The 14,312-nt window shown below is 43.2% G+C and carries 9 protein-coding genes and 2 pseudogenes; 6 read left to right on the plus strand and 5 right to left on the minus strand.

The annotated features are described in order from the left end of the window. The first annotated feature begins 784 nt into the window (after positions 1-784). The 3 genes from ACJAYR_RS17085 (at position 785) to ACJAYR_RS17095 (ending at position 5,902) form a co-directional block, all read left to right on the plus strand. Positions 785-2,863, plus strand: a complete 2,079-nt coding sequence (locus ACJAYR_RS17085; RefSeq protein ID WP_415237724.1) for an ATP-dependent nuclease — start codon at positions 785-787, stop codon at positions 2,861-2,863. Further along, on the plus strand, positions 2,860-4,701 hold the full coding sequence (locus tag ACJAYR_RS17090; protein ID WP_415237725.1) for a UvrD-helicase domain-containing protein: 1,842 nt from the start codon (positions 2,860-2,862) through the stop codon (positions 4,699-4,701). The genes ACJAYR_RS17085 and ACJAYR_RS17090 overlap by 4 nt, the downstream gene beginning before the upstream one ends. A gap of 106 nt (positions 4,702-4,807) precedes the next feature. Then, positions 4,808-5,902 carry a hypothetical protein gene (locus ACJAYR_RS17095; protein WP_415237726.1) on the plus strand — a complete coding sequence of 365 codons (1,095 nt, stop codon included), beginning with the start codon at positions 4,808-4,810 and terminating at the stop codon, positions 5,900-5,902. A gap of 414 nt (positions 5,903-6,316) precedes the next feature. Here ACJAYR_RS17095 and ACJAYR_RS17100 read toward each other — a convergent pair whose 3' ends face one another. Then, complete coding sequence (locus tag ACJAYR_RS17100; protein ID WP_415237727.1) at positions 6,317-7,633, minus strand: tyrosine-type recombinase/integrase; 1,317 nt, start codon at positions 7,631-7,633, stop codon at positions 6,317-6,319. A 265-nt stretch (positions 7,634-7,898) separates the two neighbouring features. Next, positions 7,899-8,768, minus strand: coding sequence for a hypothetical protein (locus tag ACJAYR_RS17105; RefSeq protein ID WP_415237728.1), 870 nt, complete (start codon positions 8,766-8,768; stop codon positions 7,899-7,901). 215 nt (positions 8,769-8,983) lie between these two features. Between ACJAYR_RS17105 and ACJAYR_RS17110 the strand changes: the two are divergent. Further along, a pseudogene (locus ACJAYR_RS17110) lies at positions 8,984-9,181 on the plus strand (transposase); the annotation flags it as partial. A 39-nt stretch (positions 9,182-9,220) separates the two neighbouring features. After that, positions 9,221-9,354: pseudogene (locus ACJAYR_RS17115) on the plus strand (IS3 family transposase); the annotation flags it as partial. Between the two features lie 157 nt (positions 9,355-9,511). On the opposite strand, the gene ACJAYR_RS17120 reads toward ACJAYR_RS17115, so the two are convergent. From ACJAYR_RS17120 to dctP, 3 genes are all read right to left on the minus strand, one after another. Beyond that, positions 9,512-10,825, minus strand: coding sequence for a TRAP transporter large permease (locus ACJAYR_RS17120; protein ID WP_415237732.1), 1,314 nt, complete (start codon positions 10,823-10,825; stop codon positions 9,512-9,514). 11 nt (positions 10,826-10,836) lie between these two features. Continuing rightward, complete coding sequence (locus tag ACJAYR_RS17125; RefSeq protein ID WP_415237729.1) at positions 10,837-11,403, minus strand: TRAP transporter small permease subunit; 567 nt, start codon at positions 11,401-11,403, stop codon at positions 10,837-10,839. A 169-nt stretch (positions 11,404-11,572) separates the two neighbouring features. Next, positions 11,573-12,613 carry a TRAP transporter substrate-binding protein DctP gene (gene dctP, locus ACJAYR_RS17130; RefSeq protein ID WP_415237730.1) on the minus strand — a complete coding sequence of 347 codons (1,041 nt, stop codon included), beginning with the start codon at positions 12,611-12,613 and terminating at the stop codon, positions 11,573-11,575. Positions 12,614-13,396: 783 nt separating this feature from the next. On the opposite strand from dctP, the gene ACJAYR_RS17135 reads away from it, so the two are divergent. Continuing rightward, the coding region (locus ACJAYR_RS17135) for an aromatic ring-hydroxylating oxygenase subunit alpha (protein WP_415237731.1) at positions 13,397-14,312 on the plus strand (916 nt) is incomplete at its 3' end.

Genomic DNA, 14,312 nt, shown 5'->3' on the forward strand with positions numbered 1-14,312 from the left:
ATGCCATTACCAAAGATGATTTAGATGCACATTTTGATAAAAAAGTTATTGAGTTTGTTGAAGAAGCAAACGAGTATTTTAAAAAAGAAGTACTGTCCCTAATTCAATAGAATTGTAGCGACATGTGGCCTGACGACTGGCAGTATTGCTTGATATTTACATTCATACAAAATCGCTTTCTAAACTCTTTGATAACTGATCCAAAAATACGAAAGCTCATTAGGGGAGTTTATATTCAAATTTTCATATGAAAATTTACAGGCGTTATAGGATGCTTTGGATATACCTCAAAATTTCTTTTTGTCTTTAATAAAACCAGCAGCACTCTCATCAAAACTTTGAGCAGATTGAGTGAATTAAACAAATTCATCTGGTCAGTGAGCAAAGTTCGGGGCCAAAAAGGGGATAATGGAAATGAAACTAGAGCGTCTAAAAAATGGCCCAATCTCAAAAATACTATTTGAATGATGTACTTTATCTTGGAAATGCAAATGCAAATGTTTCAACCTTTGAAGCAAGAGCCAGTGAACCTGCAATGTCTGTTTAGCAATTCGACCCAAATGGAGAATCTCTCTCAATCAGGAGGTTCTGACCAAAATGAACCAGGGCGATACATAGCTAAGCCTTTTAGGCTGGAGCAGGTGCCATGGTAAGGATCAGTGATTTATTATGATAGGAGATCAAGTTTAAAGATATTACATCCTATAATTGCGTAATTTATCAAATTGACGTATTCAGAATGCAGAAGCTTTTTCTACTGAGACCAAAAATAGTGTGACCAATAGTGAAACTAAAAAATGCATGCCTGAAAAATTTTCGACGACTGGAAAATATTGATCTAGACTTTGAAGCCAGCGAGACAATTTTTGTCGGGCCCAATAATAGTGGAAAAACTTCCATTGTAGCGGCCTTCAGAAGTTTTTTGGAAAATCGGACTTTCAAAATTCATGATTTTTCGGTTGGTTCGATTGCTGATTTTGATGAGTTAAATGTTGATGATGCCGAGGCAAAACTGCCAACAATTGAGTTGGATTTATGGTTTAGTATTGATCCGGCCAGCATAGCTTTTGGAAGAGCGTTCTCTTTATTGCCAAATCTGTCTGATGAATTCGACGAAGTAGGTATGCGTTGCACTTTATGTGTGAAAGATCCTATGAAGTTGTGGCAGGAATATTCAGCAACTTTTCCCGTAGATGAAGGCGGGGTACGTAAAAAATCTTTAGGTCATTTCTTGGGCCTAGAGCGAAACTTAGCCAATAATTTTCATGTGACTTACGCATCTCTTGAAAGAAATGGAGATGAAGTTAAGGCGCTGCCATTAGAGGCGACGGAAGGGAAAAGGATTCTCAAGTCTTTGATTAGGGTGGATTTTATCGATGCTCAAAGGAACATTGACGACGAGGAAATTGGTAGAAGCAACAAACTTTCTTCTGCTTTTGCTTCATTCTATCGTCATAATCTCGACCAACCAGAAATTAACGAAGAAGCTGTGCAGGTCATTGATGAAAACAATGATCGCCTAACGGAACATTACGAAAAGCATTTCAGCGGCTTAATAACCGTAATTAAGGGCTTGGGTGTTCCAACTGTACATGATCGGGAACTTCGACTCGTGTCTGCTCTCAGTTCTGAAATTGTGTTAGAGGGAAGTACCGACCTGCTTTATGTCGATGCCGGTTTAGGACATGAATTACCAGAGGCTTATAATGGTCTAGGTTTCAAACATCTCATTTATATGGCAGTTCGCATCTCTCATTATCACCTTCAATGGATGAATACAGAAAAAGACAGGCCTTTATGTCAGGTCATTTTTATTGAAGAACCTGAAGCTCACCTTCATGCACAGGTTCAACAGACTTTTATCAGTAACATGTGGAACATACTTAAAACTGCTGCTAGTGAAGAAGATAGCCTTGTTCCGCAGCTTGCTGTTACGACGCATTCTTCTCATATATTGGATGCTGTTGAGTTTGGTAAAGTTCGCTATTTCCAGCGATGTAAATCAGAAGCGAAAGAAGCAGACGATACCGTAATTCTCAACGCCTCTCAAGTTCATAATCTCAGAAAGTTTCAACCCGAGCCTGTGGAAATCGAAGGCGAGGAAATCGATCCTGCAGAGGCGCTAAAGTTTCTGGTTAAATATTTAAGGTTGACTCATTGTGACCTGTTTTTTGCAGACGCAGCCATTTTAATTGAGGGTGCGGCAGAAAAATTATTGCTGCCCAAAATGATAGAAAAACATGCTCCGGCTCTAAGTTCAAAATACATTTCAGTTTTGGAAGTGGGCGGCGCTTATTCCCATAGATTTGCGGGGCTATTGGAATTTTTACATATTCCCTATCTTGTTTTGACAGATATTGACTCTGTTGATCCGGCAAATAACAGGAGGGCTTGCCGTGCGGATCAAGATGGTGCTGTGACTTCAAATGCTTCGCTTGTGAAATTTTTTGGGATGAGCCGCATTGGAGAATTAGTTGCAATTGATCCAGCTATACGATCTCAAGCAGACAATAGTCGTTTCGTCTCCTTTCAAATGCCGGTTTCCATTAAATATGAAGATGATGAAATGGAACTTCACGGGAGAACACTGGAGGAAACATTTATTTATGAGAACTTGACCCTAGTGAAGTCGAGCAAGTTACAGCTAGATATCACTCTGCCCGAGAACCCTGGTGAAGTGTTTGAGGAGGTTTTTAATCGGGTAAAATCATCATCGTTTAAGAAAACTGAATTTGCCTTAGATATCATCTCTTCATCTGTCGATTGGAATGTTCCCAAATACATATGTGATGGACTGAATTGGTTGATCGGGCGGCTTGGGGATGTCGATGGCCAAATTGATTCTCTAGGTGGGGGACAATGAAAAAGGATCTCCTTCCAACTGAAGCTGATAACAAGATTCAAGAATGCTTGGCTCAACCCTTATCCTTCTCCGTTGTGGCCGGGGCCGGTTCCGGGAAAACAACTTCATTGGTTTTAGCTCTGGATTTTGTGAGAGGGCAATTTGGCTCCAAATTGCGCCAACAAGGCCAAAGAGTAGTTTGTATTACCTATACCAACCGAGCGGTTGATGTGATTTCTTCAAGGCTTGGGTTTGATGATCTTTTTTTTGTCAAAACGCTTCATACTTTTCTTTGGGGAGAAATCCATAGATTTACGCGAGAAATACGTGAAGCTCTCAAGGAAGACATAATCCCTAGACAAATTGCCAAAGCGGAAGAAAAAGACAATGGTGGAGCCTCACAAACAGCACTGAAAGCTCGTGCAAAAGCAGAGAGACTTAAAGCCGACCTTAATGCCTTGGAAAATGTTGAAGCATTTAAATATGATGATGCCGCTGTAAGTAATTATGCCCAGGGCCAACTTAGTCATGATGATATTGTTTCTGTAGCAGCATACATCATCATCAATAAACCTATTTTTCAGCGAATTTTAGGTCAAAAATACCCCTATTTTTTTGTAGATGAGGCGCAAGACACTTTCGAACAAGTTGTCACAGCTTTGAATAAAGTTTGTGCGAAGGATGGGCTGCCCATAGTTGGATATTTTGGTGATCCAATGCAGCAAATCTATGATCAGGGCACTGGAGGCTTTGGAGGTCCGCCTGGCTCAGTTGAGATAACCAAACAGGAAAATTTCAGATGCTCAGTCAAGGTTATTAATTTGCTGAATGCATTTCGGAAAGATGTTCGTCAAATCCCTGCTGGAAATAACAAAGATATTGAGGGAAGTGTTTTTTTGACTCTTATTCAGGCACAAGAGCCTGCAGGACCTCGAAAACGCTATACAGATGAACAATTGGAACAATCTTTACAAAAGTTTGATCAGGCAGTTCAGGATTGGGGTTGGGCTGAAGGAACTGAAGTAAAAAAATTGTTTCTGGTTCGCCAGATGATAGCCAGACGGTTAGGGTTTACCAACATACATAAATTATTCACTGGGGCTTATGCATCTTCCAAAGCTCAGGAAGATTATGAAAGCGGGGATCATTTTCTACTTAAGCCTTTCGTAAAAACTATTTGCCCAATTGTTAGACATCAAAGGCAAGAAGATTATCGATCTTTGATAGATGTGCTTCGGCGAACTAGCCCTGCTTTCGATGTTCGTGGGCAAAATAGTGAGAAATCACTTAAGGCAATGATGACTCTCTCAAAGGAGCTTGCAGAAGAATTAGCTGCGATATGGGCGGATGGATCACTTAAAGAGATACTTGTTTTTTGTAATGAGCATGGTTTGTTTAAGCCTGCAGAGCGGTTAATAAGTCATCTTGAACGAGCTCCAAGAGATGAAGAGTACGATCCGGATCTCCATACCGAAGAAAAATCAGATTGGTTGTGCGATACTTTCTTTGAAATGAAGTCGTCTGAGCTGCAAAATTATTGTGATTTTGTTGAAGACAATACTCTTTTCAGTACTCAACACGGTGTCAAAGGAGAAGAATATGAAAATGTCTTAGTTGTCTTCGACGATGTTGAAGCAGCATGGAACCAGTATAGTTTTACTAAAACATTGACCCCTGGTGTTTCTGGAGTGGGGACAGATGGTCAGCTAAACCGTACCAGCAAATTAGCGTATGTGTGCTTTTCACGCGCTGAGACGAACCTCCGCATTGTGTTGTTCACGCCATCCCCAGAAGCAGCAAAGAATGAGCTGGTTGCCAATGGGTTTCTTTCTGAGGATCAGATCAACATTCTGGATTGAGGTTGGTTTTTCGTGCGTATGTGTATTTTAAAAGTTGTCTGTAGAGCGTTCAAAATTCGATAGGTACTAGCTTCAGATTGTAAGTCAACTTAGTTTTATTTCAGGTATGAAAACGCAACAAAATTTTTCGATAGATGAATATATCAGGCAAGAGTCAGTTGCTCTTGGAGAAAAGCTTGAGGGCCGCAAGGCTATCTATCTGGATACACGATTTTGGGTTATTCTAAGACAAATTCATACCGGGGAGAAAAACATTGCTAAAGGGAAAGAATTTCTTTCGCTCCTCAAGGAACTAGTGAGAACTGAAAAAGTATTTTGCCCTTTAAGCCCATACGCTTTTTTGGAGTTTTGTAAACAACCAATTCATAGATTGAAAGAAACAGCAAAACTCGTAGATGAGTTGAGCACTGGAGTATCTTTGAAAGATCCAATCACTTTACAGCGGGCAGAGTTGTTTCATTTTTTTAGGTCAGTAGGAGGCGATCTTGAGTTGCATCCGCTAAGGAATATGGTTTGGACTAAATTATCCTATGTATTGGGAACGTTAGTTCCCACTTGGACTGAAATGGCGACAAATGAGGCGGCGTATGTTCAGAAATCATTTTATGATTTTATGGGTCAGATATCTTTCTCGCAAATGATCGACATACTCGGCGACAGTCTAGCCGAATTTTTGCCTTTACCGGGTTCAAAGCCAGCCAAAATGAATTTCGATGTCGCTGCAAACGCTAAAGAGTTAAGAAGCTTAGAGCAAACCTACAAAATTGAGCTCAGAGGTATTATCGACATATTGGGAGAAGAGGCCGCATACATACTTCACATCATGGCTTGTGAACAGGTAGGAATGCAGCACGAGCCAACACCAAATCAATGGAAGTTACTGAATAACGCTGGAAAGAATATTCTACTTGAGAGTTTCAAAAAGGAGGAGACAAAGCATCAGCTTAAAATGATCCATGTTGGAGTTAGCTTGCATGCTGATCTTCGCTGGAATAAAGGGCAGAAGTTCAAACCTAACGATTTAATTGATTTCAATCATGCTTCTCAAGCTCTTGCTTTTTGCGACGCTTTTTTTACCGAACGTAAGTTGGCAATTGCTCTAAGCGATAGATTGCATATTGATCAGTTATTTAACTGTAGTATATGTCATAAAGTTGAAGACGCTCTCAACACCTTACAAGGGATTGCTGACAGTGACTAAAACTATTGCTTTGAATTTTTTCTAGCAGTTACCTTATTCAATCACACTTTCAACATGATTATTAGCCATAGGAAGTTCTATTTCTGTGTAGCGATAAGGCTCTGCACAATGAGTACATTTGGTAGAGTAAGATTGATTTTAATACCTATATTAGTTTTTTAGCGGGACGATCTTCTACATTTCGTTAGCGGATCGTACTAAAACACTCATGTGAGCAAAATATGACCTATCAGTTGTTGAGGTGCTGGGTAACTCAGGGATCGAGTTTGCGAAGCTTAGGTATAATTATTTTTTGGTTTTTTGTGAAAAGGCGGGAATATTGAAACTTAAATCTTTCCGTTAAATAAAAGGCCCAATTAGGTTTTTAACCCCTAACATCTAATTGAGAAATTGAATTTTTAGCGATTTCACAAACTAAGATGAAAAAATAATCTTCTCCAACCACTTCCTGCGCTCATGTATATCTGCAGGATCCGCATAAAGCCCATAAGTTATCCCAAGTTTTTGGTTGTTGTTCCGCTCATGCCCCAGAATATCGGCCGCGATGCCTTCTGGGCAACCGGCTCGTTCCAGTTTTCCCGCGACTGTGGCTCGGAAGGAGTGAAAGTCGCAAACTCTATTTGATGTCCCCAAAATTTCGAGCTTTTGCCTTAATCGATTGAACCGTTTCCCGACATTCTTGCTTCGGGAGTGTTCTTCAATTCGCTCACCGTTCACGTTCAGCGCGCTCCAGGTGAGATTGTCGAGCAGGTATTCATTCTTTGATGTTTCCATCAGTTTCCGGACGAGCGGTTCAATCGCACTCACAATTGGCAGATGGCGGATGCCTGCCTGTGTTTTGGACACATCGACGAGTATCGTCTTTGTTTCCAAGTTCACATGATCTTTCTTGATCCGGGAAATTTCTTCAATGCGGGCACCTGAATACATTCCCAAAATAGTGAGGTCTTTGAGGGCAGGATCTCGTTCAGGGATATGTTGAAGTAGCTTTTCGACTTCTTCATTTGTAAATTCACGATGAGGCTTTTCTGTATTTTTTTCTTTGTTTGGGGATTTAGGAAGCTCAACCTGCGCAAATGGGTTGTCCATTTTCTCAACAAGGCCACGCTTGATGGCCCAAGCGAAGAATTGCCGAAGTGCGGTACGCCATCTTTTAATTGTGGCCGGCGATTTGTTTTCCTCGATGATCGGTTTCACCAGGAAATTTGACGCGTCCTTAAGAGTAACTTCCTCCATGACAGGATTAAGAGCGGCAAAGTCATTTAAGGTTGCCAGATAGGCTTGCATGGTTTTTGGCGCTAGATTCTGGTGCTCTTTCACAAATTGATCTTTGAGCGACAGAATTTCGGTCGCCTGACAATGCGCTTGTTTATAGAGGGTTTGGGCTTTTGCTGCGGCTATACTGGTTGGGCGGTGAGGGGGATTAACGACGTCCACCATATCAAGCAAAGCCTCTTGAGCCGCCCTATAATCTTCATCATTAGCAGCTGTCTTAAGAGCTGATCTGATTTCAGGCAGTTGGAGTGTATGGACTGTTCCATTCTCAAGATCTTGAAACTGTTTCTTGAAGTCAGCGGCTAACAGCAATGCTTTTGGGCGAGCGACTTCTTCGCTGTCAGTTTTAAGTGCCTTGGTGATCTCTTTCTTACCGTCATAGTAATTCTGTAATTCACCGGGGATCGAGATTGTGAAATAGAATTTTTTTCCTCGAAGCTTTAGATAATTCGCCATTTTCGTCCTAAAACCGTACAAAAAACCGTACAAAAAACAGTACATTCTTTCTATATAATCAGAAAAAATTTAATTAAAACAAATGACTAGAAAAAAATGGGTTCGAATCCCACCTTCACCGCCATTGATTTCATGCCCTATATAGTTCAATAAAATCAATTACTTATTAGTATCGGTGAAAACACTTCCCCACACGTTTACCCCACACGTTTGCTCTAATTTTGGATAGCTGCTTTATATGTAATGTTTTGTGTTTTCGGTAAGGTCACTTAACTACAACCTGCAAGCGCTTGAACAGATTATTACTTAGATCACGGTATCCTTCCTCGTTAGGTAGATATTTCAAGGCTCTATGATGCCCAAGATCAGATGGAATATCGTTTAATGATTGCGTAATAGGAATTACAGACTTCCCGAGTGTGTGAGCAATACCAGTTTCATACATGACATTCGGATTCCGTCCGGTGAAATCAACTACAACAGCTTTAGCGCAGTAAATCAGGTCGAATATGTCTTGCATGAATGTATCGTTGTCCCAAATATTGTCTGGGCGCAAACATTCGAGTTTCATATGGTCGGTGACACGCTTAACAGCTTCAAAAGTACCATCAAAATTGGAGCTAAAAGGCATCATCACAGAAACCAATCTTTCATTCTGAGACTTATCCGGGACATTAAAAACACTTGGTTTTAACGTGATGAATTTTTCTACGGATAAAGTACCATGTGCGGTTGAAATAGATTCTCCAAATGTGGGACCTAGTATAACTTGACCATTTGTTTGTTCCTTCACAGTGAGGTCATATGATCTGAGAAGTTTATTCATCGCTTTAAGTGCTTCTGCACGGTCTCTATCTGAGTTTAAAAAATAATTATCAGGATGCAAAAGACTCTCGATAACCTTGGTCATGCTGCTGGAAGGCATTTCAGCTGAAGGAGCAGGTTCATTATTTATCTCCACCAGGGCATCGTTAACCCAGTGTCGGCGCGTTGAACCGTCGTGGACGTAATCAAGATCCAAATCTACAAAAAACCGTGTCAGATAAGAAGAACTACGATAGGGAAAGAAGCCGAAAGGCTCTTCTCCACAAATCATCTGAGATAGTTTGACTAAACCGCTTGCACCTATCTTCATAACATCAAATTCCTAGATAATTGCCTGACCTTTAGCTACAGGCAACGTGGAAGAAGTTGAATTACAACTATATTCCATCACACCGCAGGATATCCAGTGCCTTTAATACGCGTCTAGAAATGACATCAACAATCATTTGATTATGTATCAATATAAGATCCTCCTAGATTTGAAGACACCTTGCAGTTTAAAAATGAAACAAGGAGTTTTGAGTAATGTCAGGTATTCGTTACACAGAAGAATTTAAACGTGATGCGGTCGCTCAAGTCACAGATCGAGGATATTCAGTTAGAGAAATATTTAGCCGATTGGGTCTCAGTACCAAGTCGCTTTATGACTGGAAAGCAACCTATCAAAAGCCCGCGCCGGAGCGACAACCGGATGTTGATCAAGCTCTTGAGATCCAACATCTTAAATCCCAGTTATCTCAGGTGACAGAGGAACGCGAGATTATAGAACTTCGCAAAGAAAACCGGCTTCTGCGTGAGGAGAGGGAAGTGTTAAAAAAGGCAACACAGTTCTTCGCGAACCAAAAGCCATGAGGTTTAAGTTTATCGAAGAAAATAGGGCTATGCTGTCAGTTAAACGTTTATCGGATGCGCAGCCTCAAACCGCATGAAACGGGGGCAAAGCGAGCAATGCTCGTGCTGAGGGTTTCTTTTTGTAGCAAGCGCCAATCGTTTGAAATTGGATCGGCGCTTGCTATGGTTTTTATCATCACCTTGGGATGATAACGGAGTGCGTCATTGGAACAGATATTCAGGCAGCCATAGGGCAATCCCTGGGAAGATCACGATGATCAGCAGCCCTGATAGTTCCACCAACGTATAGGGTCCGACTGACCAATAGATGTCTTTCATGGTGACGCTGGGCGGTGCGACGGAGCGCAGGTAAAACAGATTAAACCCAAACGGCGGTGTCATGTATCCGATCTCCATCATAATCACAAACAGAATACCAAACCATACAGGATCAAATCCGTGCGCAGCCACAAGCGGGAGGAAGACCGGTAGGGTAATCAGCATAATGCCCACTGGATCCAGAACCATTCCCAACAGCAGCAGAACAAACATCATGAACGCGAGTGCACCCCATTTGCCACCCGGAATCTGTGCGGTTAAATGGGTGATGAATTCTTCGGCACCCATCGCAGTATACGCCATGGAATAGGCGTGAGCTGCAAAGACGATCCATGTGATGATGGTTGTCAGGCGAAAGGTTCGAAGAGAGGCTTCCGAGATAATTTTCCAGGAGAGTTTGCGGTTAACTGCACTGGCAACTAACGCGCCAAAAACGCCGACTGCGGCCGCTTCTGTCACTGTGGCAAAACCACCAAAAATGGCGCCCAGCACAATAAAGATGATGAAAACCGGCAGGAAAATTGATTTCAGGGCATTTATCTTCTCCGCCCAGCTGGCCCGTTCCTCTGGCGGTAGGGACGGTCCCAGATGGGGTTGGAACCAACAGCGAATTCCAATGTAGGTCGAGACAAGAGCGAAAAGCAAAAGACCCGGAAAAACGCCGGCCGCAAATAACTTGCCAACAGAAACTTCGGTGATCAGCGCATAGAGAACCATGAGGATGGACGGCGGGATCAGAATACCCCAGCCTCCGCCTGCGTTAATAGCACCAAGCGCAAGCCGTTTATCATACCCGCGGTTCAACATCTGCGGCAGGGCAATGGTTCCCATGGTCACAACCGCGGCACCGGAAATGCCAGACATAGCGGCAAAAATGGTGCAGATCCCAACCGTTCCGATCGCAAGGCCACCACGCACACCGCCCCACCATAGGTGCATCATGCGATACAGATCATGGGCGACGCCGCTGCGCTCCAGCAGAAGCGCCATAAACACATAGAGCGGTATGGCAATCAGGGACGATGTTTCCATCAGATCCCACATTTTTGAGGCAATCAGGTAAAAGGAGATGGGGCCGCGTTCGAAATACAAAAACACGATAGACAGACCGCCCAGCACAAAGGCCAGCGGCACACCCAGCATTATGAAAACAAATAACAATCCGAAGAAGAGGAGGGTGAGAAGCTCGATACTCAGGAAATCATACATTAGACGGTTTCCTTTTCGCTTGTGTCATCATCCTGCAGCGGCCCGAAAGCGCTTTCATCCACCTCTATATCCATCAGGATCATGATATCGGCGATCAATTTAACGATACCCTGCAAGGCCAATAACGCTGCCGCGACGAAGATCATGGATTTGGAGGGCCAAAGGGGCGGTCGCCAGGTGGTTTCATAACTCACCTCAAGGCGAGAAATACTGTCATAGGCCATGGAAAAACTTTCCGTTAGCAACACAGACAAAAACAGGAAAAACAGAAAGGAAGTGGCGATGTCGGTGACGGCTTTTTTCTTCTTGGAAAAATTGCCATAGAACAGATCAACATTCACATGGTCGCGGCGCGCCAACAGATAGCCGCCGCCTATAATGGCATAGACACCAAACACCATTTTGGAGGCGAGAGAAGACCAGGAAACGGGGCTTTGCGTGACATAACGCATGACCACGTCGCTGAGTAACAGAATAAATAGAATAAGTACGGCGTAGCTGGCAACGCGCCCGACCCAAGCGTTCGTTACAGTCACCGCGCGGGCAAATGCGGTTAGGGCACCCATATAACCCCTCCTTTTTATTGTTGCTTATGTTGCTTATCCAGCAACTTCAAAGACTTGAATTATTAAAAATTCCGTCACAAAAAACCGACCGGTCCCCTATGGCGCGATGGCCAAAGGGGGGGGGTGGTTTTGGGTTAGCTTTGTTTGAAGATACAATGATCCACCGGTTTTAGATGTAACCCATTCCTTTAAGGAAACTGACAAGCATATCGGTGGCTTTGGCTGCGTTACCGCCTTTTGCACTCTCCTCTTTCAAAATGGCGCCGGAGGCTTCCGAGAATTTTTTCAACACATCATCGGGGAACTGCGAAACAGCAACATTCATCTCGGCCTGACCTTTTGAAAGGGCCAGTTTTTCTTTGTATTGATATTCGGTGGTGCGTTTCCAGAACCGAAGGTCAACGAGATTAAAGAATTCGGCTCTCAGATCAGGAGACAAGGCATCAACGGCGCCTTGGTTCATGATCAGTGTATCCATTGCAAGGCCCATCGTTGGCTTCATATGGAATTTCGCCACTTCCCATAGGCTCATTGACATTGCGCCTTGCGCCGCGCCCCAATGGGCACCGTCAACAACACCACTGGCAAGGCTTGAATACAGCTCTGGTCCTGCAATACTTTGCGTGGACGCACCCGCGGCTTCCAGGAATTTCAGGTAACTTCCAGAAGAGCGGAGTTTCAGGGTTGAGAAATCCTCAAGCGAATTCACAGGTTTAGAGACAACAAGTTCGGTCGGATAAATTTTCTCAGCCCGGCTAACGACGCCATATTTTGCGAGATCTTCATTAAACAGCGCTTCAAAGCCCATATTTTTAAGGAAATGAGAAAATTCCCAAGGTTCGCGGAAGGTACCCGGCACACCAAGCGCCAATCCGGCGGTCACCGCCTCGCCCTGGATGTAACCTGGTGAAATGGTGCCCATCTCAACCACGCCCTTGCGAACGATATTGAAAATCTCGCCGCCTTTGGCAAATTCACCAGCTCCAAAAAGCTGTAGCTCAAACTGGCCTTCGGTGTTTGCTTTCAGTTCATCGGCGATCAGTTGAAGACTATCCCCAAAAGAGGAGGAGGCTTTGGGCCAATGAGATTGAACTTTCCAGGTCACTTTTTCGGCCGCAGATGCTTTGCCGATCAATGCCGGAGCTGCGATAATCGAGGCACCTCCCGCCAACGCATGACGACGGCTTATATGTTTGGTTTGTTGTGTCATGATAGTCCTCCCGATGTGCGATTGTATGGCTGCCTGTTACAACCGTTATTTTCATTTATTCTTTAGCGCAGCACTTTTTTATTCTTGGAAAATATACGAGAAATGAGGGTCGGAAAGGGTGCGTTTTCAGTTTTTATTATGACCATCATTTTTGGTATATTTTTTAAAGATTATATATAAAAATTGAATATTGACAAGTCGATAGGACAACTCTCATTCAAAAGCCATTTGCCTTAATTTTCAGATCTTTCGTTTTCATAAATCTAAGAAACAGTCCGAGTATATCTTCTGGCATCCCCGACTTTTGGGCTGTTTTAGGAGATCTTGTTGAGGGGCGGCAGTTTTTCGTAACGCTGGCAGGGGACCGAAGTATAACCCGAAATTGCTGACAAAACAGATAGTTTTCGGCCGGAAAATCTGGATGTGCGACGGCAACATGCACGCCGTCTTTAGCAAAAGAAAAACGATCCCACTTGCAGGCGAATTACGTGGGTACGTTCTGTGCCCTCTGGCAAACCCAAAATGATTGCGTTCGTCTTGATGAAAAAAAATGAGAAATATGCGCGAGAAATTTGTTTCTGTTTTTTGGTGCGTGGATTTCATGTATGTGGCGAATTTAAATGCTTTTTTTACCTGACAGAAGTCTTTTGACGATCAAAGTCTCATAATTTTCGAAAAGCAGAGAAATCGAATTCTAGCATTTTCTAAGGCATGAAATATGGTATATAGTAAGCAAGCTAAGTATTTTTCTGGCATAATAACATTAACAACAAGAGTTAGAAAATGACCACACTATTAAGCGATAATGATGTTATTGATAGGATCTTCCAGCATATCGATAACAAGACGACTGATTTAGGCGAAACGGTTTGGAAAGAACCCGTAGAAAACTACACCTCGCAAGAGCGGTTTGAGAAAGAAATTGAACTTTTGCGGCGGATGCCTGTTCCGTATTGTCCATCTGCTGCTCTTCTCGATAAAGGCTCTTACATTGCGCGTAAATCAGCCGGCCGTCCCCTTCTTGTTGTAAGGGGAGAGGATGGTGTTGTTCGGGCGTTCAAAAATGCTTGCCGTCACCGAGGAATGAAACTTAAGGGGGATGAAAGTGGCTGTACCAAAGCATTTGTCTGCCCGTACCATGCCTGGACCTATGGTCTCGATGGGACGCTAAAACACATTCCGGGGAATGAGGCGTTTCCTGGGATCAACAAAGAAGATCATGGTTTGGTGCCGGTTCATTCGGTGGTTGAGAAAAATGGCGTTGTTTTTGTTACGCAGGATGAGCCCATTTCTGAGGGATGCCTTGAGTCAATTCCCGACCTTTTCTCACCCGAGCAAAAGGTTTTTGAACAAAGCACCATGTCGGATCCTGCAAACTGGAAGCTGCTGGGTGAAACCTCCATGGAGGGGTATCATATCAAATCCCTCCACAATAAGTCCTTTTACCCATATGGCGTTGATAATATTAATGTAATTGAAATATTTGGACGAAACTCCCGGGTGACTTTTCCGTTCCGTCGGATAGAAAAGTTGCGCGATATACCGCGAGAGGAAAGGCGGATCGATGGCATGGTAACTTATGTCATTCAGCTGTTTCCCAATTGCCATATTACCACTCTGTCCAGTCATTCAATATTGATCATCCTGGAACCGGTAAGCCCAAACGAGACAGATTGGGTTGTTTACCGGCTTACCAATA

This window comes from Sneathiella sp. (assembly GCF_047631475.1).
Classification (GTDB): Bacteria; Pseudomonadota; Alphaproteobacteria; order Sneathiellales; family Sneathiellaceae; genus Sneathiella.